The 22370-nt window shown below is 61.3% G+C and carries 22 protein-coding genes and 1 pseudogene; 12 read left to right on the forward strand and 11 right to left on the reverse strand.

From position 1 onward, the window contains the following. Both QP990_RS08505 and secY read right to left on the reverse strand, forming a co-directional pair. Positions 1 to 546: an adenylate kinase gene (locus QP990_RS08505; protein WP_023020592.1), complete on the reverse strand. Its 546-nt coding sequence runs from the start codon at positions 544 to 546 to the stop codon at positions 1 to 3. After that, positions 546 to 1871, reverse strand: a complete 1326-nt coding sequence (gene secY / locus QP990_RS08510) for a preprotein translocase subunit SecY (RefSeq protein ID WP_023020591.1) — start codon at positions 1869 to 1871, stop codon at positions 546 to 548. Before secY ends, QP990_RS08505 begins: the two co-directional genes overlap by 1 nt. Positions 1872 to 2246: 375 nt before the next feature. Between secY and QP990_RS08515 the strand changes: the two genes are divergently transcribed. Together QP990_RS08515 and QP990_RS08520 are read left to right on the forward strand one after the other, a co-directional pair. Further along, a complete protein-coding gene (locus tag QP990_RS08515; RefSeq protein ID WP_284799071.1) occupies positions 2247 to 3554 on the forward strand; it encodes a class I SAM-dependent methyltransferase in 1308 nt (435 codons plus the stop codon). An 11-nt stretch (positions 3555 to 3565) separates the two neighbouring features. Then, complete coding sequence (locus QP990_RS08520; RefSeq protein ID WP_023020589.1) at positions 3566 to 5068, forward strand: FAD-binding oxidoreductase; 1503 nt, start codon at positions 3566 to 3568, stop codon at positions 5066 to 5068. A 111-nt stretch (positions 5069 to 5179) separates the two neighbouring features. On the opposite strand, the gene QP990_RS08525 is transcribed toward QP990_RS08520, so the two are convergent. From QP990_RS08525 to rpsH, 7 genes are all read right to left on the reverse strand, one after another. Then, complete coding sequence (locus QP990_RS08525; RefSeq protein WP_023020588.1) at positions 5180 to 5668, reverse strand: hypothetical protein; 489 nt, start codon at positions 5666 to 5668, stop codon at positions 5180 to 5182. Positions 5669 to 5907: 239 nt separating this feature from the next. Further along, the gene (rplO, locus tag QP990_RS08530; RefSeq protein ID WP_005322777.1) at positions 5908 to 6354 is read right to left on the reverse strand and encodes a 50S ribosomal protein L15; all 447 of its coding nucleotides are present in this window, start codon (positions 6352 to 6354) and stop codon (positions 5908 to 5910) included. A 3-nt stretch (positions 6355 to 6357) separates the two neighbouring features. Then, positions 6358 to 6543 (reverse strand): 50S ribosomal protein L30, encoded by a 186-nt coding sequence (rpmD, locus tag QP990_RS08535; RefSeq protein WP_023020587.1) that lies wholly within the window; start codon positions 6541 to 6543, stop codon positions 6358 to 6360. Between the two features lie 3 nt (positions 6544 to 6546). Beyond that, positions 6547 to 7170 (reverse strand): 30S ribosomal protein S5, encoded by a 624-nt coding sequence (rpsE, locus tag QP990_RS08540; RefSeq protein ID WP_023020586.1) that lies wholly within the window; start codon positions 7168 to 7170, stop codon positions 6547 to 6549. 40 nt (positions 7171 to 7210) lie between these two features. Continuing rightward, entirely contained in the window at positions 7211 to 7612 is a 402-nt protein-coding gene (gene rplR, locus QP990_RS08545) for a 50S ribosomal protein L18 (RefSeq protein WP_005322788.1), read from the reverse strand. Between the two features lie 3 nt (positions 7613 to 7615). Further along, positions 7616 to 8152: a 50S ribosomal protein L6 gene (gene rplF, locus QP990_RS08550; RefSeq protein WP_023020585.1), complete on the reverse strand. Its 537-nt coding sequence runs from the start codon at positions 8150 to 8152 to the stop codon at positions 7616 to 7618. A gap of 15 nt (positions 8153 to 8167) precedes the next feature. Beyond that, positions 8168 to 8551, reverse strand: coding sequence for a 30S ribosomal protein S8 (gene rpsH, locus QP990_RS08555; RefSeq protein WP_005322799.1), 384 nt, complete (start codon positions 8549 to 8551; stop codon positions 8168 to 8170). Between the two features lie 306 nt (positions 8552 to 8857). On the opposite strand from rpsH, the pseudogene QP990_RS08560 reads away from it, so the two are divergent. From QP990_RS08560 to QP990_RS08575, 4 genes and pseudogenes are all read left to right on the forward strand, one after another. Continuing rightward, positions 8858 to 11146: pseudogene (locus QP990_RS08560) on the forward strand (FdhF/YdeP family oxidoreductase). Positions 11147 to 11223: 77 nt separating this feature from the next. Next, entirely contained in the window at positions 11224 to 11469 is a 246-nt protein-coding gene (locus tag QP990_RS08565; protein WP_023020579.1) for a DUF6457 domain-containing protein, read from the forward strand. Beyond that, positions 11469 to 12299: a formate dehydrogenase accessory sulfurtransferase FdhD gene (gene fdhD, locus QP990_RS08570; RefSeq protein ID WP_023020578.1), complete on the forward strand. Its 831-nt coding sequence runs from the start codon at positions 11469 to 11471 to the stop codon at positions 12297 to 12299. The genes QP990_RS08565 and fdhD overlap by 1 nt, the downstream gene beginning before the upstream one ends. Continuing rightward, on the forward strand, positions 12296 to 12838 hold the full coding sequence (locus tag QP990_RS08575) for a hypothetical protein (RefSeq protein ID WP_023020577.1): 543 nt from the start codon (positions 12296 to 12298) through the stop codon (positions 12836 to 12838). The genes fdhD and QP990_RS08575 overlap by 4 nt, the downstream gene beginning before the upstream one ends. Here QP990_RS08575 and QP990_RS08580 read toward each other — a convergent pair. After that, positions 12735 to 13718, reverse strand: coding sequence for a 3-hydroxyacyl-CoA dehydrogenase NAD-binding domain-containing protein (locus tag QP990_RS08580; RefSeq protein WP_023020576.1), 984 nt, complete (start codon positions 13716 to 13718; stop codon positions 12735 to 12737). The genes QP990_RS08575 and QP990_RS08580 overlap by 104 nt on opposite strands. A 404-nt stretch (positions 13719 to 14122) precedes the next feature. On the opposite strand from QP990_RS08580, the gene QP990_RS08585 reads away from it, so the two are divergent. Genes QP990_RS08585 through QP990_RS08595 form a run of 3 tightly spaced genes read left to right on the forward strand, consistent with a single transcriptional unit; the run spans position 14123 to position 19470 of the window. Beyond that, positions 14123 to 15616 (forward strand): pyridoxal-dependent decarboxylase, encoded by a 1494-nt coding sequence (locus tag QP990_RS08585; protein WP_023020575.1) that lies wholly within the window; start codon positions 14123 to 14125, stop codon positions 15614 to 15616. A gap of 36 nt (positions 15617 to 15652) precedes the next feature. Next, the gene (locus tag QP990_RS08590) at positions 15653 to 17002 is read left to right on the forward strand and encodes a lysine N(6)-hydroxylase/L-ornithine N(5)-oxygenase family protein (protein ID WP_023020574.1); all 1350 of its coding nucleotides are present in this window, start codon (positions 15653 to 15655) and stop codon (positions 17000 to 17002) included. After that, entirely contained in the window at positions 17002 to 19470 is a 2469-nt protein-coding gene (locus QP990_RS08595; RefSeq protein ID WP_023020573.1) for a GNAT family N-acetyltransferase, read from the forward strand. The genes QP990_RS08590 and QP990_RS08595 overlap by 1 nt, the downstream gene beginning before the upstream one ends. A 55-nt stretch (positions 19471 to 19525) precedes the next feature. Here QP990_RS08595 and QP990_RS08600 read toward each other — a convergent pair whose 3' ends face one another. After that, on the reverse strand, positions 19526 to 20311 hold the full coding sequence (locus QP990_RS08600) for a formate/nitrite transporter family protein (protein ID WP_023020572.1): 786 nt from the start codon (positions 20309 to 20311) through the stop codon (positions 19526 to 19528). Between the two features lie 126 nt (positions 20312 to 20437). On the opposite strand from QP990_RS08600, the gene QP990_RS08605 reads away from it, so the two are divergent. From QP990_RS08605 to QP990_RS08615, 3 genes are read left to right on the forward strand one after another with little or no spacing between them, the layout of a single operon-like run. Then, a complete protein-coding gene (locus QP990_RS08605; protein ID WP_023020571.1) occupies positions 20438 to 20974 on the forward strand; it encodes an ATP-binding cassette domain-containing protein in 537 nt (178 codons plus the stop codon). Then, positions 20904 to 21185: an AAA family ATPase gene (locus QP990_RS12375; protein ID WP_349834779.1), complete on the forward strand. Its 282-nt coding sequence runs from the start codon at positions 20904 to 20906 to the stop codon at positions 21183 to 21185. Before QP990_RS08605 ends, QP990_RS12375 begins: the two co-directional genes overlap by 71 nt. Continuing rightward, the gene (locus tag QP990_RS08615) at positions 21182 to 22324 is read left to right on the forward strand and encodes a hypothetical protein (RefSeq protein WP_284799078.1); all 1143 of its coding nucleotides are present in this window, start codon (positions 21182 to 21184) and stop codon (positions 22322 to 22324) included. The genes QP990_RS12375 and QP990_RS08615 overlap by 4 nt, the downstream gene beginning before the upstream one ends. The last annotated feature ends 46 nt before the right edge of the window (positions 22325 to 22370 follow it).

Below are 22370 nucleotides of genomic sequence, written 5' to 3' on the forward strand. Positions count from 1 at the left end.
TTACTTACCCAGTGCTTCCATCGCACGGGCGTTGATTTCCTCCACGGTACCTTCGGCCTTGATGGGGATAATGGCATCGCCGTAGTGCTCAATAAGCGGGAAGGTTTCCTCACGGTACACGCCGAGACGGGTACGGATGGTTTCCTCGTTATCGTCGGCACGGCCGCGGGCCATCATGCGCTCGACAACTACGTCCTCAGATACTTCGAAGTTGAGCACGCCGTCGAGCTTTTCGCCCTTCTTGGACAGCAGCTCTTCCAGGATGTCTGCTTGCTCGGTAGTACGAGGGAAACCGTCCAGCAGGAAGCCATTCTTGGCATCGTCCTGGTTGAGGCGATCCTCGACCATACGAGCGGTGACGTCGGTAGGTACCAGCTTGCCTGCATCGATATAAGACTTTGCTTCCACACCCAGCGGAGTGCCCTCGCCAATATTGGCGCGGAAGAGGTCGCCGGTAGAGATATGCGGAACGTTCAGCTTCTCGCTGAGGATAGCTGCCTGGGTGCCCTTGCCGGCACCGGGAGGTCCTAGAAGTACAAGACGCATTACTTAAGTAGTCCTTCGTAGTTGGATTGCAGTAGCTGGGACTCGATCTGCTTGACCGTAGTCAAAGCGACAGAGACCATAATCAGGATGGCCGTACCGCCAAAGGCGGAGGTACCGCTGGCAGAAGCGCGGCCCACGCCGAGGTCCAAGAGGATATTCGGCAAAATGGCGATAACTGCCAGATACAGGGCGCCTACGCACAGCAGACGGTTCATCACATAACCAAGGTACTCCGCGGTCGGGCGGCCCGGGCGAATACCCGGGATGAAGCCGCCGTACTTCTTCATATTATCCGCCTGCTCCGCCGGATCGTACTGGACCGAGACATAGAAGTAAGCGAAGAAGATGGTCAGGACGAAGTACAGCACGATGTACTGCCAGGACGATGGCGCCTGCAGGTGTGCGATGACATTGCGTTGCCACCAGTTATCGGGGGTACCGGCGGAGCCAGAGTTCACAATTTGGGTAATGAGAACCGGCATGTAGATAAGGGAGGAGGCAAAGATGACCGGAATAACGCCGGCCTGGTTGACCTTCAGCGGCAGGTAGGTAGAGGAACCACCGTACTGGCGGCGACCGACCATACGCTTTGCGTACTGAACCGGAATGCGGCGCTGGCCCTGTTCGATGAAGGTAATGCCAACAACCAGGATGACCAAGCCGGCTACCACCATGGCGAAGACGAGTCCACCATTGTTCTGCAGGATGCTTACACCATCGGTTGGAAGGCGGGTTGCGATACCAGCGAAGATGAGCAGGGACATACCGTTACCGATGCCCTTTTCGGTGATAAGCTCGCCCATCCACATCACCAGCACGGCGCCCGACGTCATGGTGATTACCAAGACGATGAGGGTAAAGAAGTTACGGTCTTCTGCCAAGACCTGTACGCCCTGGCCCAGCAGCTGCTCGCGGTCTGCCAGTGCGACGATGCCGGAGGATTGTAGCAACGCCAACGCCAAGGTCAGGTAGCGAGTGTATTGGGTCATCTTGGCCTGACCGGACTGGCCTTCCTTCTTCAATTCCTCGAAGCGGGGAATGACCACGGTCAACAGCTGCACAATAATCGAGGCCGTAATGTACGGCATGATGCCGATGGCGAAGATCGACAGCTGCAGCAACGCGCCACCCGAGAAGAGGTTAATGACGGAGTAAAGGTCTCCGGACTGCTCGGTCAGCTGGCGCAAGCGGCCAGCAATTGACGCATAGTCAACACCCGGGGACGGGATCTGTGCGCCGACGCGGTACGCAATGACCATCACGATGGTGAAGATGATCTTCTTACGTAGGTCGGCATCCTTAAAAGCCTGGATAATGGCGGACACTACAAAATCCTCCTGGCCTACCGCTGCCGAACGCGAAATCTAGGGAGGGTTTCGCGCTCATACACGGAGGTGGAAACTCATCTGCCCCTAGGAAACCGCACCCCTTAAGCTGGACAGCTAAGGGGAATTTTAGGCTTCTTTCAGGGACGGTTGAACACTTATGACCCCACAACCCTACCAGCCTTGTCCCCCATAGCCACATTAATACCCAATAGTGTGACCATCATTGCTTGTTCTTTCGCACGTTTTGCCTACGGGGTCTACCATGAGGAGGTATTGCACACACGCAATTCTCCGAAAATATCTCCGACCTCACAGCCTTTCGCGCTTCGAGGCCGTTATTGGTGTGAACCAAATGTTTCGAAAGAAGTACTTATGAGCAAGAAATTCACCCCGATGACCGTTGCTGAGATCATCGACGTATTTGTCCCTAGCCCCAATCCCTTCCGCTGGGAAGCCTTCGACGGATCCGCGACCGGACCGAAGGATGCCCAGTACAAGGTGACTATTAACAGCCTTGAAGGCTTGTCTTTTATAGCCACCCATCCCGGCGATGTGGGATTCGCCCGCGCCTATGTCACCGACGGCATCACGGTACACGGCGATCACCCAGCCCACCCCTATGGCATCTTCGACGCCCTACATGCCATGTACGACAAGTTTGAAAAGCCGGATGCGAAGACACTGGCGCGCGTGGTGCGCTCGCTGGCGTCCATGGGCGCCTTCCAGATCCAGCCTGTTCCCGAGGTAGAGCGTGCCTCTTGGCTGCGCCGCAAGCTACACGACGGCCTATCCAAGCACTCGAAGCAGCGCGATGCTGATGTCATTTCTGATCACTACGACGTGGGCAATGACTTTTATGAGCTCTTCTTGGGCGATTCGATGACCTATACCTGCGCCTACTACCCTTCCCCAGACGCCACTTTGGAGGAAGCGCAGGAGAATAAGTACCGCCTCATCTTTGACAAGCTGCGCCTCCAGGAGGGCGACCACCACTTGGACGTGGGCTGTGGCTGGGGCGGCATGGTGCGCTACGCGGCGCGCCGCGGCGTGAAGTCCATTGGCGTCACCCTATCCAAGGAACAGGCCGAGTGGGGCCAGCGCAAGATTGAGGAGGAAGGCCTCCAAGACTTGGCGGAAGTACGCTTCATGGATTACCGCGATATCACCGAAGAGGGCTTCGATGCTATCTCCGCCATCGGCATTATCGAGCACATCGGTGTAAAGAATTACGATGACTTCTTCAAGTTCCTCCATGGCAAGTTGAAGGTGGGCGGCCTGATGCTCAACCACAACATCACCTACCCGGATAACCACAAGACGCCCAAGGGCGGCTTCATTGACCGCTATATCTTCCCGGACGGCGAGCTCACCGGCTCCGGCAATGTCACCAAGGCGATGCAAGACAATGGCTTCGAAGTCATCCACACCGAGTCCCTCCGGTTTGATTACATGCGCACGCTGCATGACTGGTGCGAGAACCTGAAGGACAATTGGGACGAGGCCTGCGCAACCGTGGGCCTACCCACCGCTCGCCTCTACGGCATTTATATGGCCGGATCCGAATGGGGCTTTGAGCGCAATATCATCAACCTTTATCACTTCCTCGGCGTCAAGCTGGGCGAGGCCGGCTCCCGCGCCGGTGTGCCTGAGCGCCGCTGGTGGGAAGATAGCCGCTTTTAAGGAGGGGTGCCATGACTCTCATTGATAATCTGCGCGAACGCCTCGCCGCTGCCCAACCGCGACCGGTGGATGCCATGCCCATTGAGCCGGTGGGATGGACGGCGCACCAAGAGGGCGTCGACAAGCTGCTGGCGAGTTTCCGTGCTGTCCCGGCCGGAAAGCGCGTGCGCCTAGCCAAGAAGACCTCCAATCTCTTCCGTAGCCGCAGCGAGGCGCAGGAAGGCCTCGACGTATCCGGCCTTAGCGGCGTCATTGAGGTCGATCCAGTTGCCCGCACGGCCGATGTGCAGGGCATGTGCACCTATGAGGACCTCGTGGATGCCACCCTGGCCCATGGCCTCATGCCCTTCGTCGTACCGCAGCTTAAGACCATTACTTTGGGCGGTGCGGTTACTGGCATGGGCGTGGAATCCACGAGCTTTCGCAATGGCTTGCCGCACGAGTCCGTCCTCGAGATGGACGTGCTTACCGGCACGGGTGAGATCCTTACCTGCTCCCGCGAGCAGAATGTGGATCTCTTCCGTCTCTTCCCCAACTCCTATGGCTCGCTGGGCTATGCGGTGCGCCTGAAGATCGAGTTAGAGCCCGTGCCCGCCTATGTGGAATTGCGCGAGGAGCGTTTCCACACCGTGGAGGAGGCGAGCCGCGTGCTTGCCGACGTCGCCTCTTCCCACACGCACCGCGGCGAGCCCGTCCATGGCCTCGACGGCGTGGTCTTCTCCGAGGACGAGGCCTACCTCGTCTTCGCCCGCTTTACCGACGAGGAGGGCCCAACCTCCGATTACACGCGGGACAAGATTTACTACCGCAGCCTCCAGCACGCCTCTGACATCCGGCGCGACCGCCTGACCATCCGCGACTATATCTGGCGCTGGGATACCGACTGGTTCTGGTGCTCGCGCGCCTTTGGCGCGCAGAACCCGAAGGTGCGCAAGGTGTGGCCGCGCGAATTGCGCCGCAGTTCTTTTTATTGGAAATTGGTCCGGCTCGACCGCAAATACGAGCTGGAATATAACTTCATTAAAAAGCCCCACGGCAAGCCACGTGCTGAACGCGTGGTCCAAGATATCGAGGTCACTCCAGAAAACCTGCCGGAATTCCTCCATTGGTTCTTTAATGCTTCCGATATCCAGCCGGTGTGGCTCTGTCCAATCCGACTTCGCGATGGCGTGGAAGAGCTAGTAGGCACCGGCGACCTCGCCTCTAACTCGAGCGACCCCTGGCCGCTCTACCCGCTTCGCCCCGGGCAGACCTGGGTCAATGTTGGCTTTTGGTCCGGCGTAGAAGGCGACCACGTCGACCCTTCCGCCCCGAATAATGGCGCTTTCAACCGCGTCATTGAATCCAAGGTCAACGAGCTTGGCGGACACAAGTCCCTCTACTCCGAAGCCTTCTATTCCCGGGAAAAATTCGAAGAACTCTACGGTGGCAGCCTTCCCGCCACCATCAAAGCGGTTACCGATCCGGATGACCGCTTCCCTGGCCTGTACGAAAAAACCGTAGACGAGGCCTAGGCCTTCCCTCCCCCCCGCGCCTACCCTAGTTGGAAGAGCATAAAGGGTGGAACGCCCTCCCCGAGCGTTCCACCCTCTTTTATCGTCCCGAAGTCTTGGGACACTCGCGCTTTAGTAGGCCGCGGTGATGTTGTCGTAGCCGTTGATCTTCAGGGCGTCCATGACGCGCTGCACAGCTGCCTCATCCTTCTCCGGGTTATAGGTCTCCGGGAAGGTCAGGTGAGCAGAGTGGTCATCCTTAAACTCGATGTTCATGAACTCGTGGCCGGCCTCCTGGGTAGCTAGGGCCAGCTCACGCTGCACGGCCAGCTTACCGCTCTGCAGGTTGCCACCGTTGAACCCTGGATCGACCTCTTCGGCACCCTCTGCGTCACCGTTGATGACGTCTTCCTTGTCACCGGTGATACGGCCCTTCTCAGCGTGAGCGCCGGGCTGCTGGTCCTGAGCGTTCTGCTCGCCAACTTCGGCAGGCGCGGTCTGAGTGGTCTCAGCAGGATCCGGCTGGGAGAGCTGTTCCTGGGCGTCGACTGGGCCGGTAGAGCCGGCAAATGGCATGATGGCAGCGACTGCGGTTGCGAGCAGCGAAGAAATAGACGACATAAGAGTCTCCTTAACGGTAGATGATTTTCAACTAAGATTGACTTTAACACTCATGAATATATATCGCCATACCGGCAACCTTATTTATTAATAAAGGTTTCCTGTCAGCTATTTCCAGCACCAATTGTGTCCATAACCAAGGTACTGCGCTCTATACCGGCACCAGGGCGCTTACCAAACGAAATCATCCCCCTGCTCCGCTGGTGCGGAGAGGGGGACGAAAATCTACTTGAAAGAGATTACTTGGTGTTGGCAGATCCGCCAGCAGCCTCGATCTTCTCAACAGCAGACTTGGAGAACTTGTCAGCGGTGACGTTCAACTTAACGTTGATGTCGCCGTTGCCCAGAACCTTGACCGGCTTATTAGCGCGGACCAGGCCAGCAGCTGCGATATCAGCAACGGTGATGTCGCCGCCATCTGCGAACTTCTCAGCCAAGTCAGCAACGTTAACTACCTGGTACTCAACATGGTTCGGGTTCTTGAAGCCCTTCAACTTAGGCAGACGCATGTGGATCGGCATCTGGCCACCCTCGAAAGCAGCGGAAACCTGCTTACGAGCACCGGTACCCTTGGTACCGCGACCAGCGGTCTTACCCTTGGATGCCTCACCGCGGCCGACGCGGGTCTTAGGCTTGTTTGCTCCTGCGGTTGGGCGCAGGTCGTGCAGCTTGATGATATCAGCCATGGTTTACTCCCCTGCCACTTCTTCGACGGTGACCAGGTGGCGAACCTTGTGAACCATACCGCGAACGATCGGGGTGTCCTGCTTAACTACGGACTGACCGATGCGCTTGAGGCCAAGAGCCTCAATGTTCTTGCGATGGTTCGGCTTGGTGCCCACCAGGCCCTTTACCTGTGTAATCTTCAGAGCCATTGCTTATGCCTCCTGACCTGCGCGCTTGCGCAGCATACGGGCCGGGGTGACCTCTTCGATGGACTTGCCACGACGTGCGGCAACCTCTTCAGGGCGGACCAGCTGCTTGAGGCCGTCCACGGTAGCGCGGACGACGTTGAGTGCATTGTCGGAGCCCAGGGACTTCGACAGGATGTCCTGCACGCCAGCGCATTCAAGCACTGGACGAGCAGCACCACCGGCGATAACACCGGTACCAGGTGCGGCAGGCTTCATCATAACGATGCCAGCTGCGTCGCGACCCTCAACCGGGTGGGTGATGGTGCCGGCAATCATCGGAACGCGGAAGAAGTTCTTGCGAGCCTCTTCAGCACCCTTCTGGATTGCGGCCGGGACTTCCTTGGCCTTGCCGTAGCCAACGCCAACCTGACCCTGGCCGTCACCAACGACGACGAGAGCGGTGAAGGACATGTTGCGGCCACCCTTAACGGTCTTGGAGACGCGGTTGATGGTCACAACGCGCTCGATGTACTTATCGCGCTCGTTGTCCTGGTGGTTACGACGATCGTTGCGGCGGCCGTTGCCACCGCGGTTGTTCTTGTTGTTCTCGGCGGAGCGTCCGCCGTCACGCTGTTCACGGTCCGACATTAGGCGTTCCTTCCGTTGATGTTTCCGTTGACGATGATCATTAGAACTTCAGACCACCTTCACGTGCGGCGTCAGCCAGCGCAGCGACGCGGCCGTGGTACTTGTAGCCTGCGCGGTCAAATACGACGTGCTCGATGCCAGCGGCCTTTGCGCGCTCGGCAACCAGCTCGCCTACCTTGGCAGCCTTGGCCTTCTTATCGCCCTCGAGTGCACGAACGTCCGCCTCCATGGAGGATGCGGAGACCAGGGTGTGGCCTGCCAGGTCATCGATGACCTGGACGTGCATGTGACGTGAGGAGCGGTGAAGAACCAGGCGCGGTGCCTCAGGGGTGCCGCGCAGGGTCTTACGGATACGGAAGTGACGGCGTGCGCGTGCTTCGCGACGACGGGAGGAGATGTCCTTGCCGACTGGAGTGCGCTTGGTGTTTTCAGTGTTTGCCATTGCTTACTTACCCGTCTTTCCGACCTTGCGACGGATCTGCTCGCCTTCGTAGCGAATACCCTTGCCCTTATAAGGATCGTCCTTACGCAGACGACGGATATTAGCGGCGATCTGTCCGACTAGTTGCTTGTCAATACCGGTAATGGACAGCTTGGTTGCGCCGTCCACTGCGAAGGTAATTCCCTCCGGAGCCTCGATGAGGATCGGGTGGGAGTAGCCCAGGCTGAATTCCAGGTCCTTGCCCTTCTGCTGGACACGGTAGCCGACACCGAAGATTTCCATCTTGATGGTGTAGCCCTCGGTCACGCCGATAACGGCGTTGTTCAGCAGGGAGCGGGACAGACCGTGCAGAGCACGGTGCTTGCGGTGGTCATCAGGGCGGGAGACGGACAGTACGCCGTCTTCCAGGTTGATGGCGATTGGCTCTGGAACGTTAACGCTCTGGGTGCCCTTTGGGCCCTTCACCTCAACGTCTTGGCCGTTGATCTTGATTTCGACGCCGTTTGGTACGGCGATTGGTGCTAGACCGACTCGAGACATGTGTCAAACCTCCCTTTACCAGACGTAGGCGAGAACTTCTCCGCCTACGCCCTTCTCCTCAGCCTGACGGTCAGTCAGCACGCCGTGGGACGTGGAAATAATAGCCACGCCCAGGCCGCCCAAGACCTGTGGCAGTTCGGTGGACTTTGCGTACACACGCAGACCCGGCTTAGACACGCGACGCAGGCCAGACAGGGAGCGCTCGCGGTTGTTGTACTTCAGCTCGAGGGACAGGGTGTGGCCCTCGACGGTGTAGTCAGCGATGTAGCCTTCCTGCTTCAAGATGTCGGCAATATTTGCCTTCAGCTTGGAGGTAGGCATCGACACGGTGTCATGGTGCGCATTACTTGCGTTGCGCACGCGCGACAGCATGTCGGCAATAGGATCAGTCATAGTCATATGAGTGACCGTGTACCTTTCTCGTTGCGGTTCCCGTGCTCACCAAAGCGTTCTCCGTGTGATTTCGGGCTACTCACGCTCCCCACGGTCAGTACCGTGAGGCGCTCGCCACCCTTTAATTCAGACAACGGTCCGCTATCTACGGCGAGGGGCCTACAACAAAGTTGAAATGAAATTCTTGAATTGCGGGTACTCATCCCCATGTGAGCTGCATAAACAGCGTGCGGGCACGAGTCCGAGCATTTACATTACACGTCGACCTGGCCTTTTCCAAAATTCTCCCTGCTTATCGGCAAGCTTGCCGGCATGACCCCAAACGTTACAGTTTCTCGTGCCAATCCCGTCGCTAACCGCTTCGACAACCCACGCATCGGCCACCGCGTCACCGCGCCTGCAGGCGTGGGCGGCGTATACCACGCGATGGAGAAGGCAATCCCGAACCACGGCCTCGTGCCGCTGCTGAAAATGAACCAGCATGGAGGCGTTGACTGCCCCGGCTGCGCCTGGCCGGAGCCGGGGCAGGGCGACATCAACTTCGTCGAGTTCTGTGAGAACGGCGCCAAGGCCATCGCCCAGGAGACCACGTCCAAGCGCGTGTCCCGCGAGTTCTTCGCCAACACCACCGTCCGGCAGGTGCGCGAGATGCCGGACTAGGAGCTCAACCAGCTCGGCCGTCTCACCGAGCCCATGCTCTGCGACCGCTCGCTCGGCGACGAGAAGTACCACCCCGTCTCCTGGGACGAGGCCTACGACCTCATCGCGGAGCAGCTCAAGGCCACGGACCCAAACCGCGCCATCTTCTATACCTCCGGCACGGCCGTCAACGAGTCCGCCTTCATCTTCGGTGTGCTGGGCCGCCGCCACGGCTCCAATAACCTGCCGGACTGCGCGAACCTCTGTCACGACTCCACGGGTGTCGCGCTCGCCAAGACCGTGGGCGTGGGCAAGGGCTCCATCGTCATGCAAGACATATACAACACGGAACACATCATCTCCGTGGGCCAGAACCCGGGTATCAACCACCCGCGCTCGCTGACCGCCTTTAAGAAGCAGAAGGAAAACGGCGGCAGGTTCATCATTATCAATCCCATGCCGGAGACTGGTTTAATGAAGTTCAAGGAGCCGCAGTCCGTCAAGGGCGCCCTCGGCGTGGCCGACAAGATTAGCGACGAGTACGTCCAGGTTCGCCTCGACGGCGACCGCGCGCTGTTCCAGCAGATCAACCGCGAGGTCATTCGCCGCGACTTGCTCGACCGCAAGTTCTTGGAGGAGTTCTGTTCCAACGTCGACGAGACCATCGCGCACCTTAATTCGCTTGACGATGCCGCCCTTTCCCGCGGATCCGGAGTCTCCCAGGCCGAGGTCAAGAACATCGTCGACTACGTGGAGAAGTCCGAGACGGTTGTTCTCGCGTGGACGCTGGGCGTGTCCCAGCACCGCAACGCGGTGGCCACCATCCAGGAAATGATGAACTTCCTGCTGCTCACCGGCAACTACGGCAAGCCCGGCGCGGGCTCCGGCCCGTTCAGTGGCCACTCCAATGTCCAGGGTGACCGCACGATGGGCATCTCGTAGAAGATGCCGGAGTGGTTCCTGGCCAACATGGAAGAAAAATTTGGCTTCGACGTTCCGCGCGAGCACGGCGTTTCTTCCACTGGCGCGGGTATCCAGCTGCGCGAAAAGAACGTCGATTTCTTCCTGTCACTGGGCGGAAACTACATCCGCGCGATGTCGGACACGACGGCGCTTGAAGACGGCATTTCTGCCACCTAGCAGTCGGCCCACATGCTCACCAAGCTCAACCGCACGTGTGCGTGGCTGGGTGAGAAGTCGCTTATCCTGCCGGTGCGCTCCCGCACCGATGTCGACATTCAGGCCTCGGGCCCGCAGAAGGTCTCTGTCGAGGCATCGGACTCCAAGGTTTCCGCGTCCTTCCCGAAGCGCCGCGGAAACCGCGACCTGAATCTCCACTCCCAAATGCAGATCATCTGCGGCATCGGCGAGCGTGCATTCGGCGACGCCTTCTAGCGCCCGATGATGGACAACTACGATGTCATCCGTGATCACATCGCGAACGTCATCCCTGGTTTTGAGAACTACAACGAGCACCTCAAACGCCCCAGCGGCTTCATGCTCCCGCACGCGACCCGCGAACGCATCTTCAACACCTCGGACGGCAAGGCCCAGCTGACCATCAATGCCACCGACACCATCGAGCTGGGCGACCAGCTGCTGCTGACCACGGTGCGCAGCCACGACCAGTACAACACCATCTCCTATGGCCTGGTTGACCGCTACCGCGGTGTGCGCGGTGGACGCCGTGTCATCTTCATCCGCAAGAAGGACCTGGCCGAGCGCGGGCTCAAGGACGGCGACATCGTCGACGTTGTCTCCGAGTACGCCTCGGGCCGCCGCGTCGCGCCGAACTTCCGCCTGGTCGAGTACGACATCGCCAAGGATTACGTGGGCGGCTACTTCCCTGAGCTCAACATCCTCGTGCCTGTGGAAGAGATGACTAAGGACTCCGAGACTCCCGTTTCCAAGTCCCTCATTGTCCGTCTGGAACCGACCGGCAAGAACGCGAACGACTTCTAAGTCGCCGCACCCCCGTTAGTCCCGTCGCGAGCGGGACTTTCGCGGTTGTAGGCAGGGCCGCGACTACAGTTGAGTTCATGACTGAAGACAAAGACCCCATCCAGACCGCGCACGAGTGGCTTGAAGAGGTCGCAACGACGCTGGATCTCGATCCGCACGACGCCACGGCGCTGGTGCGCGAGCTGCTCGATCTCACCAAGGACGTCGCGCACAATCGCTCCCGCCCGGCCGCCCCGCTCACCGCCTTCGTGGTCGGTCTGGCCAGCAAAGACGTCGAGGAAGCCCGCGCCAACATCGCCAAGCTCAAGGAAGCCGTGCAGTAGTGGCGGGCCGCACCACCTCCAAGTTCGCGGTCACCAAGGTCCGCCTCAACGAGGAGCGCACGCAGGTCACCCAGGTCGATACCCGCGCCGATACCGTCGCTGGCGAGGAGCCGCTCGAAATCCGCGTCGATGGCCAGACTCTCACCACGACCATGCGCACCCCGGGCCACGACGTTGAGCTCGCCCATGGATTCCTCCATTCCGAGGGCCACATCCAGGCCGCCCGCGACATCGAGTCCGCCAAGTACTGCGAGGGCACCACCCGCGACGGTGTCAACACCTACAACCTCCTCGACATTGAGATGCGCGACGACAACGTCATCTCGCTCAAAGAGCTGCGCCTAACACTCACCAACTCCGCGTGCGGCGTGTGCGGTACCTCGTCCATCGAGGAGCTAGCCAAGAAGACCCGTTACCCCATCCCCCACGTGCCGGTCGACCCGCTCGTTATCGCCCAGCTGCCGGATAGGCTGCGCGAGGGCCAGAAGCAGTTCCGCAAGACCGGCGGCATCCACGCCGCTGGCGCCTTCACGCTGGGTGGCGAGCCCATCGTCATCCGAGAAGACGTCGGCCGCCACAACGCCGCGGACAAGGTCATCGGCCACCTGCTCATGGAGGGCTTGCTTCCGGCCAGCGATCTCATCCTCGTGATGAGCTCGCGCGCCAGCTTCGAGCTCGTGCAGAAGGCTGCGATGGCGGGCTTCTGCCAGCTCGTGGCGGTATCGGCAGCCTCCTCGCTCGCCGTCGACACTGCCCGCAAAACCGGCATGGCACTCGTCGGTTTCGCACGCGGCGACCGCTTCAACCTTTACTCGGGAGACCTGAAATGAGCCTTATCGATTTCCTTGTCAACGTCGAGCTGGACACCCCGCGCCCCGACTACCGCGCGCTGCTCATCGCCGCACGCAACGTCACTTCCCCGGTTGCCGAAACCCCCGCCGCCCCGTCAGCATTCCAGCCCCATGTCGCCGCGTGGCGCACGGCGTGGCAGAACGCCGGGCTCGATCCCGCACTTTTTGATCTGGGCGCCCAGCCTTCCGATGCCCCCGTAGTTGCCCTCGGCAACGCCGTCGCCCGCCGTTTCGAGCTGCCTGTCACGGCGTTCGCCCTCGATGGCTTCGCGGGCCTAGTGCGCATCGAGGTAGGCACCGCTACGGTGCGCGATGCCGCGGGTAGTGCCGCGCGGCGCTTCCGGCCCGAGCACCGAGTCCAGCCCACGCCGGAGACCACCAGCGTGCTCTATATCCTCGAGGCCTTGGATCCGCTCACGGACGACGATCTGCGCCTGGCGGCAGATGACATCCTCGACGCCCTGCGCGCGGCGAACCCTGATGTCGAGGTCGCCCAGCGCATCCTGCGCCCCGAATAACTCCGCGCGCCGAGTAAGCGCTAGTGTGCAGCGCGCACGTCGAGGAAGCCGCGCAGCAGCGCATTGCGGCGGCGGGTGCCGGACTCGAAGGTCTCGGCGTAGTTGCCGTAGGGACATCGACTTGCGCGTACACCTCGTCGAGATGCGACATGTCGGGCACTCCGGCGACAGGCTCGGTCTCCCAGGCTCCCGCGATATGTTCGATAGTCGACTTGATGCCCTCGGGGCCGCCGCCCAAACGGTTGGACTCGAACGGGCCTGTGGCCGCGTAGCGCAGCCCCAGCGAGTTGCGCAAAATCGTGTCGAGGTCCTTCGCGTCAATGACCCCCTGTTGCACGAGTGAAATCGCCTCCCACATGTCGACCTTTTGAATGCGGTTGCCCACGAATCCGGGGATTTCCTTCTTCATCGCGCTGGGCTCGAAGCCGAGCTCTCGGTAGACCTCCAGCGCGCGTTCGACCGTCTCCGGCGCGGTCTCCGGTCCCGGCACGACTTCGAGAACCGGCATGAGTGCCGGCGGGGTGAACGGGTGACCGATGACGATCCGCTCGGCTGCGGGATTGTCTGCCGCGCTCTTGGAAGGAAGGATGGCTGAGGTCGAGCTGGCGAGGATGGCGGCATCGGTAAGTCCCGCCAGCCGTGCGAAGATCTTGTGCTTGAACTCCAGCGACTCCAGCCCTGCTTCCTGGACGAAATCGACGCTGTCCGTGAGATCCTCCAGGTTTGTCGAGAACCGAACCTTGTCCCCGAACTCCTGCGCCACCGCGTCCGCGAGTTCTGCGCGCACGTCTGTCATGCGCACCTGCCACCCCGCGCCGACGAAGCGCTGGGCAAACGAGAAACCGATCAGGCCGCCACCTACAAGCAATGCTGTCTTCATGTTTTTAGCCTGGGCCTTCTGGCTCGCGGCCACACGGTTTGTTGTATGGCCACCGCCACACAAAAGGTCTACAAGAATTGATTTAACCCGCCTCGGCCTTGTCCGAAGTGAAAGACGCTTTTCCACATCCCACCCTCGCCACGTCCTGCGCCCGCAACCAACCCATAGAAATGCACCGCACGCCCATTCCTTCTACTCGCCCCTGTGCCGCTCCTGCTATGCCCGAGACCTCAGCCGTCGCCCCCGCGCACTGCGCATCAGACCAGTGCTTTCGCACCCTTCCCCGAGCCGGTGCAGCAAATACATCCCGCCGTGACCACGGATCACCGCAGCGTGCCCGCGCGCAGCACCACTTTCCATTAAACACTTTTACCGTAGCCTACTCTATGTTAGGGTATCCTAACATGCACAAAATTCGTCACGAGAGACCGGCCCCTTTCGTCGATTCCTTCGTAAGAGCCGATCCGACTGCATTAAACACAATCATCCACCACAGCCAGCACACCCTCACGCAGTATCTCGCCGAGGGCGACGCGCCACGCTCCGGTCGCAACGCCCATGAGACAGCAGCGGCCGTCACACGCGTTGACCTCGAGCACCCAATTGGTACATTCGACGCCGCGTTGGCTGAGCTTTGCGAACTCTGGCTCGACCACGCCGTGTGGTACCACCACCCGCGCTACATCGCCCACCTCAACTGTCCGATCACCGCCACCGCCGTGGGCGCGGATCTGCTCGCCACCACAGTTAACACCGCGGTCGAAAGCTGGGATCAGGCCTCGAGCGCCGCCGCAATCGAAGGCCACCTCCTCGAGTTCTTCGCGCGCAAGCTGCGCTGGCCGGAAGACCCGCATTCCCGCACCCGCGGGGTCTTTACCTCCGGTGGTACGCAATCCAATCTGCAGGCGCTCTACATTGCGCGCGAAAAGGCGCTGGGCGCCCAAGGCGTGCAGGGACTTTCCCAGTTGCGCCTCTACACCAGCAGCCACGCCCACTACTCCGTGTTGCGCGCCGCCCACCTCCTTGGGCTCGCGGACACCGCCGTCATCACTATCGAATCGGATGCCGAACACCGACTCGACGCGGCTGATCTCGCCCGGCGCATCGCGGCCGACGTGGCGGACGGCTACACGCCGATGGCCGTCGTGGCCACCGCTGGGGCAACCGACCGCGGCACCATCGATCCGCTAGAGAGCATCGCCAAGGTCTGCCGCCACGCAGGGGTGCACTTGCATGTCGACGCCGCGTACGGGGGCATCCTGCTGCTCTCACCCACGCAACGGCACCGTTTGCGCGGCATGGACGCGGCCGATAGCGTCACCGTCGACTTCCACAAGGGCTACTTCCAGCCGGTGGCCTGCAGCGCGATTCTTTTGCGCGATCCCGCCGACTGCGCCCTCGTGTCGTGGCACGCGGACTACCTCAACCCCGAAGACGCCACCGACCACAATCTCGCAGACTTCTCGCTCCAAACCACGCGTCGCTTCGACGCGCTCAAGCTCTGGATGACGCTGCGCACCCACGGCGCCGACGCCCTCGGGGAGGCCTTCGACGCCTGCTGCGCCGCGGCCCGCGATGCCGCCCGGCGCGTCGACGCCCATCCACGCTTTGCACTGCGCGCCACACCGGAGCTTTCCACAGTGCTGTTTACGCCTGCCGATGCCCCCGCCAGCCTCGTCCACATCGTCCGCCAGCGCTTGCTCGAGCGGGGCGACGTGATTGTCGCGACCACCACCTTCGAGGGCGCGCCGTGCTGGAAGTTCACCATTCTCGATCCGCAGCTGCGTGGCACAGATATCGACGCGATCCTCGGGCTCATCGAGCGCGAGATGGACGCCGTCGACCAAGCCAACGCTCAACCGAGCCCCAGCGCTCTCGCGATACAACCCGCGCGCTAGACCACGACCCACAGAAACTTAAAACAGGAGTTTGTAATGTCTTCTTCCACCACCGCCCGCACTACCGCCGCCGCTGATGCCGAATCTAGCATTAAGCCCTATGACCTGGTGGGCATCGGGATCGGGCCGTTCAACCTGGGCCTGGCGGCGCTGAGCCAGCCGCTGGTTGACGGCGGCGCGCTGCGCGCGGCGTTCTTCGATTCGCGCGCGGAATTTTGCTGGCACCCCGGGATGATGATTCCTGGGACGACGATCCAGGTTCCGTTCATGGCCGATCTGGTCACCCTCGCCGACCCCACGAGCCCGTACAGTTTCCTCAACTACTGCAAGCAGCAAGGGCGCATCCACCAGTTCTACATCAAGGAGGATTTCAACCCGCTGCGCGAGGAATACTCCGATTACTGCACCTGGGTCTCCCAGCAGCTGAGCACGCTCGAGTGGAACTCCACGGTGACGTCGGTGCGCCGCGTCGACGATCTGTGGGAGGTCACCGTCAACGGGCCACGGGACACCTGCACGGTGCTCAGCCGCAACGTCGTGGTCGGAGTGGGCACCATACCGTTTATTCCCGCCGAGCTGCGGGCTGCGCCGGAAGCCGGGCTCGCCGTACACTCGGCGGACTATCTTGAGCACAAGGAGGAGTTGCTCGCCCAGGAGTCCGTCACCATCATCGGGTCGGGGCAGTCCGCGGCCGAGATTTACGCCAATCTCATGGAACCTGCCGCGTACCAAGGCACGCGGCTGGACTGGGTCACCCGCTCGGGGCGCTTCTTCCCCATGGAATACACCAAGCTCACCCTCGAGATGACTAGCCCCGAGTACGCGCAGTTCTTCCGCAGCCTGGACGCCGCGACGCGCGACCGGCTCAACCGCGAGCAGCGCAATCTTTACAAGGGAATCTCCGGCCAGCTCGTCAATCACATCTACGACACCTACTACCGGTTGTCCATCACGAAGGGCCTGCCGCGCCCATTCGCCTCGACGCTCCTAGCCGGCTGGAGCGCGGCGCTATGCGACGCAGACGCGTCCGCCCCGTTCCAGCTGACGTTGACCCACGGCGAGACCGGCGAAACCCGCACGCACGCGACAAACGCGCTGGTGCTCGCCACCGGCTACAAGGCCCCGCTCTTCCCCAGCTTCCTGGAGACCGCACGCGAAGAAGTCCAGTTCGACACGGCCGGGCGCCTGGCCATCGATCCCGAGTTCGCCATCGACGCCGCCCAGTCGCTCTTCGTCCAAAACGCCGAGGAACACCTTCATTCGCTCATCGCGCCGGATCTCGGGATGGGACCGTGGAGGAACTCCATTATTCTCAAGGCCATCACCGGCCGCGAGTACTATCCCATCGAGCGTTCCGTCGCCTTCCAGACCTTCGGGGGTCAGTAATGCTCAATACCGAACGTGACGAAATCTTCACTCCCCACGGCACGGTGCGCCTTCGCCCGCTCACCCCCGGCGACACCGAGCTCGTTCACGGGTGGCTCACCGATCCTCACTGCGCGTTCTGGGGCATGCAACAGGCCAGCGTCAACGACGTCGCCGTCGAATACGACCGGCTCCGCGCCTCCCCGCACGAAGAAGCCTGGATCCTCGAGCTGCGCCCGTACCCTGCCGCCCCGCGCAGACCGATGGGCATCGTCGAGGACTACGACCCGCGCCGCGTGGTTCTGGACTCGGTGTTGGCCGGGGCTGCTAGCTCGGAGGCTGCTGGTGTCAGGGAGTTGACGCTGGAAGAGCCAATACGCGGACTGCACTTCCTCGTCGCCCCGCCGGCCGGTGCCCACGTTTCTGGGCTAACCAGCAGCCTTTTCGCCGCGGTCATCCGCTGGCTCATCGACTGCCGGGGTTTCCGCGAACTCCTCGTGGAGCCCGACGTAGCCAATGGCGCAATTCACCGCAAGAACGCCGAGGCCGGCTTCCTTGATGTGCCGGGACTTAACGAGGTCCGCCTGCTTCAAGGCGGGCACACGAAGACGGCACGGGTGCAGCGTTGTACTGCCTCAGACTTCTATTCCTCAGCGGCTGCCGCGCGCGCCTCGCTGTCGCCGGTGGCGAATGCGCTGTGCGCGGCCGAGACCGCTGAGCGCCAGCTCATCGCCAAGGCCATCCGCGAATTTAGCCATGAAAGACTGCTGACGCCGAGCTTTCACCCGGACTCAGAACGATGGTCGGTCCACTTGGGGCCGCGGGAGCTGAGCTTTTCGGCCCACCAGTACGGGCTGGAGCATCTCGAAGTCGTCCCCGAAAGCATCGAAGCTGCCGATGCCGCCCCGCTGCACCTGGCCGAGCTCATCGCCGGGGCCGCAGAACAGCTGGGCATAGAAACGGGGTTCCTGCACACCTACATCGAAGAAATTCAGGCGACCCTCGCCGGCCGTGCCCGCGCCCTCGCGACTCGCCCCGCCGCGCAAAGCTTGCGCGCACCGCAGCTCGCCGCCAGCGCCCAGGAGCGCGCGAATGCCCAGGCGGACTATCTCGTCTCCGCTGAGTCAGCAATGTATGAGGGGCACCCCGGGTTCCTCGCGAATTCGGGGCGCGGCGGGATGAGCCTTACCGAGCTACGCGCCTACGCGCCGGAGGCGGGAGCCGACGTACACATCGTGTGGCTCGCCGCCAAGCGGGAGCACTGCGTGGTGGCGGCATCAGAAGACGTCGCGGACCTAGCCGGGTTCTTCGCCGAACAGCTCGGAGACCTCGAGCCGCGCTATGAGCAGGCGCTCGCAGAATTGGGCTGCGACCCGGATGACTATGTGCCGCTGCCGCTGCACCCGTGGCAGTGGGACAACTGCATCTCCACGATCTTTTTCGCCCAGCTCATTTCCCGGGATCTGGTGTACATCGGCACCAGCAGCGACCTATTTCGCCCCCAGCAGTCGCTGCGGACGTTCTTCAACCACTCGCGCCCGGCGCTGCCCTATGTCAAGACTGCCGTGGGCATTCGCAACATGGGGTTCGTCCGCGGGCTCTCGCCGGCGTATATGGAAACCACGCCCGCCATCAACGATTGGTTATCCCAACAGCTCAATGTCGATCCGGAATTCCGGGCCTGCAACGTGCGTCTGCTCAAAGAAATCGTCGCCGTAGGCTACCGCGGCGACACCTACCACCGCCACCCGCTGCCCGCGGACTCAACAAGCGGGCGAGAGAAAATGCTCTCCGCGCTGTGGCGCGACTCGCCCGTGCCGCAGCTATCCGCCACGAGCGTGGCCGTGACCCTGGCGGGCTGCCTCTACGTCGACCCGGCAGGAGAGTCACTCGCCGCCGAGTGGATCGCGCAATCGAGTCTACCGCCGCAAGAATGGCTGCGTCAGCTGCTCGACGTGTACCTTGTCCCAGTCCTCCACGCGCTCGCCCAGTACGGAATCGTGTTCATGCCGCACAGCGAGAATGTCATCCTCGAGCTCGACAACGGCGCGCCCGTCGGCGCGTTTTTCAAGGACCTGGGGGAAGAGGCCGCGGTCGTTGACGCCCGCGTGGACATGCCTGCGGGACTAGAGCGCCTGCAGGTCGATCACGGCGACTTCACCGGTGCCCAGCGCGCGCTATCTATCCACACCGACGTCCTCGACGGCGTGCTGCGCCACCTCGCCGCGCTCTTCGACCGGGAGGGATTGCTCACTGAGACCGAATTTTGGCTCACCTGCCGTGAAGTCGTACTGGATTACGAACGCCGCTTCCCCGGCACGCTGGAGAAACTTCCGGTGCTCGCGCCGCAGTTCAAGCACTCGTGCCTCAACCGCTTGCAGTTACGCAACCCGTTATCGATGGTGAACTTGGGCGACCAGGAGTCCTCGCTCATCTACGCCGGGGACATGGACAACCCGTTGCATTCTCCAGAATCGACGGCGCGATAAGTAAAGGCCAACCCCGCTCGTGCGGGGTTGGCCTTCTCGCGTACTACGCCGCAGCTTAGTCGCGATACGCTTCCGGGCCAGAGTTAAGCCAGGCGTACACGCCACCAATTAGGAAGCCACCACCGATGAGGTTTCCTACCCACACGATGGACCAATTGGCCAACACCACCCAAAGGGTAAAACCTTCCGGTAGCGGGCTGGCGCAGAAGAAGGTCAGGGTCATCAGGCAGAAATTGGCGATGACGTGCTCGAGGCCCAAGCCCACGAAGCAGGCGATGATCGGCACGATGACGAAGAACTTGGAGGCAATGTCTTTGGCAAAGATAGCGCCGATAATCGCCATGTTGACCACGAAGTTGGCCAGTATGGCCTCCACGAACATGCCGCCTGGTCCTTTGAGGAGCTTGCCCATCGCGAGGTCGACGATAAGGTGATTTGGGTCGATGCCGCCGAGCTTGGCGGACATACCCATGGCTGCGGCGAAAAGCACGGCGCCAACTAGGTTGAATAGCGTGGTGACTGCGAGGAGCCACAGCGCCTTTCCCCAGCCCACCTGCTTCTTCACGGCGCCGTAGACCATGTACATCATGTTGCCGGTGGCTAGGTCCGCGCCCAGAATGACGATGGCAAAAAGGCCCAAACCGAACAGGCAGGCAAAGACCAGAGAACCGAGGCCTTCCACATGCTTCTCGACGCCCATACCCATCACCGCAGCAAATGCCGTACCGATCGCCAGGTACACGCCGGCCAAAGTAGAACGGACAGCAAAGCGGGAGAAAGATTGCTCTAGGAGCGTGACCTTCTTCGTCACGGCTGCTGCGGCAGCATCATTCAAGGACATCAAGTACCTCGTACGGTTCAGATTTCAGAGACCTTTGTATCGTACTCCGCCGCACGCACCGCAGGTGAATCCCTGATCTTCAGCAACCAATTGCAATCACTTTTCACTTAAGAAAAACTGGCGGGAATGACACCCTTCCTGTCTGTCCAGCACCTCAGCTACGGCTACTCCGCCCGCACTAAGGTTGTTCGCGATATATCCTTCGACCTCGCCCCAGGGCTCACCGTCCTTCTCGGCGCAAATGGCGCGGGGAAAAGCACGCTCATGCAGCTCATCGCCGGTGAGCTACGCCCGCCAACAGGAACCATCTTCGTGGGCGGTGAAGACGTCCGCCGTTCCGACTCGTGGCGGCAACGTGTCGGCTGGGTTCCGCAACGCAGTGTGTTTGATCCGGCGCAACGCGCAGTGGATTTCGTAGCAGACGTTGGCTGGCTGCGCGGACTAGACCGCGCGACAGCACGCCAGCACGCGGTAAATGCCTTGCGGATAATTGGCTTGGAGGACCACAGCACTACCCGCCTGCGCGCGATGTCCGGTGGAATGCAGCGCCGCGCCATGGTCGCGGCGGGCCATTGTCCACGAGCCAGATGTACTGCTTCTCGACGAACCCACCGCAGGTCTCGACCCACACCAACGATCCTCACTCATCCGCGCACTGCGTGACATGGCCTCGAACGGCACCACTGTCCTCATGTCTACGCACGTCGCGGCTGATATGGACTCCGCCGATCGCACGCTCATTCTTCATCGTAGGTGCATCGCAGTCGATTCTTCTGTTGCAGATTTCATCGAAAGGTACGGCTCCGTAGAACAAGGATTCTGCGCCGTCACCGAACAAGCTACCGACGGGGCACGGGGAGGGGCTGCTTTGTGAGACACGTTCGCTTCATTCCTGTTGTACTCTTCACCGCACTGCTGAGTTTTGCCTCTGCGCGGGGCAGTAACGTCGCCGGTTCCTGGCCAGAGGCCACCGCAATCTGCGCGGTTGTCGCCGCGGCTACGGGCGTACTTCTCGAAAGTATTGCTGCATGGGACGCAGGAAGCCAGGACGCCACGTTTCTACGCTCCACATCCACCTCGCGCGCCCGCACAGCAGTACTTCTCGTCGGCCTGGCGCTGGCATGGGGACTGGCCAGCATTCTTATCGACTTCATGATCCTGGCAGGGTTTGTCTATACCGCACCCGTGGGCAGCTCGCCATGGTTCCTCGTCATCATTAGCAGCCTTGTGTGGGTTGTGTTGTGTGCGGTTCTCGGTGCGGGTTTGGGTGTCTTTGTCCGGCGCCGGCTTCTCGCCGTGTTACTCGCAGCACTGCTCACGCTAGCTTTGTGCGTGGTATCGGCGTGTGCGGATTCCACGCCGGCTTCCCTACGCTTTCTTTTCTTCCCCGGCAATGGGTACGAGCTGATAGCACGGCAGCGACGGGTGGCTTCGGTCGCAATTTCTGCCGTCATGGTAGCGGCCTTAAGCGCCTGTGTCCTTGCCGCACTGACACGCCACCACCCTGCCCCGCGTTACACCGCGCTGACTCTCCTCGCCATCATCACCATCGCCGCTGTTGGCTCCGCCGCAGTGGGGCCCCAAGGTACGCGGGCACGGGACACCACGGAGGCGTCGGCAAGCTGCACCCGGGATGCGAACAAACAGCGATACTGCAGTTGGCCAGAAGATCACGAACTCGTCGTAGCCGCAGACGCGCACTGGCAGGAATTCACGCAGATGCTTGTCGACGCCGGCCTTCCTCCCCTCACCGGCACATACGGTCAACCCGGCTCCGATCACGCCACGGAGTTGTCCCACACAGTGGCCAGCCCAGCGGCCCTGTACACGCGGGTTTATGAGGCTCAAGCTGCGGCGCTGCGCGCTCAGCGCCCCCTGCGAAGAAACTTCTGCCTCTCGCAACGCACACCAGGTACTTTCGGACTGGGCCACGTATGCGTTCAGAGCGGAGGACGACAGGTTTACTACCCTCAGCGCACAAAGTTCAACTACTCCTGCGCGCGCCTGGATTGAAAACGAGCTTTCTCACCGTTCGCCCGCAGAGCAAGCCGTGGCTCTG

This window comes from Corynebacterium sp. MSK071, assembly GCF_030232125.1.
Taxonomy (GTDB): Bacteria; Actinomycetota; Actinomycetes; order Mycobacteriales; family Mycobacteriaceae; genus Corynebacterium; species Corynebacterium kefirresidentii.

What these genes read in the sequence shown, in the direction of transcription:
- QP990_RS08505 (WP_023020592.1), bottom strand. Translation starts at nt 546, where the DNA reads ATGCGTCTTGTACTTCTAGGACCTCCCGGTGCCGGCAAGGGCACCCAG.
- QP990_RS08515 (WP_284799071.1), top strand. Translation starts at nt 2,247, where the DNA reads ATGAGCAAGAAATTCACCCCGATGACCGTTGCTGAGATCATCGACGTA.
- QP990_RS08520 (WP_023020589.1), top strand. Translation starts at nt 3,566, where the DNA reads ATGACTCTCATTGATAATCTGCGCGAACGCCTCGCCGCTGCCCAACCG.
- QP990_RS08525 (WP_023020588.1), bottom strand. Translation starts at nt 5,668, where the DNA reads ATGTCGTCTATTTCTTCGCTGCTCGCAACCGCAGTCGCTGCCATCATG.
- rplO (WP_005322777.1), bottom strand. Translation starts at nt 6,354, where the DNA reads ATGGCTGATATCATCAAGCTGCACGACCTGCGCCCAACCGCAGGAGCA.
- rpmD (WP_023020587.1), bottom strand. Translation starts at nt 6,543, where the DNA reads ATGGCTCTGAAGATTACACAGGTAAAGGGCCTGGTGGGCACCAAGCCG.
- rpsE (WP_023020586.1), bottom strand. Translation starts at nt 7,170, where the DNA reads ATGTCGGACCGTGAACAGCGTGACGGCGGACGCTCCGCCGAGAACAAC.
- rplR (WP_005322788.1), bottom strand. Translation starts at nt 7,612, where the DNA reads ATGGCAAACACTGAAAACACCAAGCGCACTCCAGTCGGCAAGGACATC.
- rplF (WP_023020585.1), bottom strand. Translation starts at nt 8,152, where the DNA reads ATGTCTCGAGTCGGTCTAGCACCAATCGCCGTACCAAACGGCGTCGAA.
- rpsH (WP_005322799.1), bottom strand. Translation starts at nt 8,551, where the DNA reads ATGACTATGACTGATCCTATTGCCGACATGCTGTCGCGCGTGCGCAAC.
- QP990_RS08565 (WP_023020579.1), top strand. Translation starts at nt 11,224, where the DNA reads ATGACTGAAGACAAAGACCCCATCCAGACCGCGCACGAGTGGCTTGAA.
- QP990_RS08575 (WP_023020577.1), top strand. Translation starts at nt 12,296, where the DNA reads ATGAGCCTTATCGATTTCCTTGTCAACGTCGAGCTGGACACCCCGCGC.
- QP990_RS08580 (WP_023020576.1), bottom strand. Translation starts at nt 13,718, where the DNA reads ATGAAGACAGCATTGCTTGTAGGTGGCGGCCTGATCGGTTTCTCGTTT.
- QP990_RS08585 (WP_023020575.1), top strand. Translation starts at nt 14,123, where the DNA reads ATGCACAAAATTCGTCACGAGAGACCGGCCCCTTTCGTCGATTCCTTC.
- QP990_RS08590 (WP_023020574.1), top strand. Translation starts at nt 15,653, where the DNA reads ATGTCTTCTTCCACCACCGCCCGCACTACCGCCGCCGCTGATGCCGAA.
- QP990_RS08595 (WP_023020573.1), top strand. Translation starts at nt 17,002, where the DNA reads ATGCTCAATACCGAACGTGACGAAATCTTCACTCCCCACGGCACGGTG.
- QP990_RS08600 (WP_023020572.1), bottom strand. Translation starts at nt 20,311, where the DNA reads ATGTCCTTGAATGATGCTGCCGCAGCAGCCGTGACGAAGAAGGTCACG.
- QP990_RS08605 (WP_023020571.1), top strand. Translation starts at nt 20,438, where the DNA reads ATGACACCCTTCCTGTCTGTCCAGCACCTCAGCTACGGCTACTCCGCC.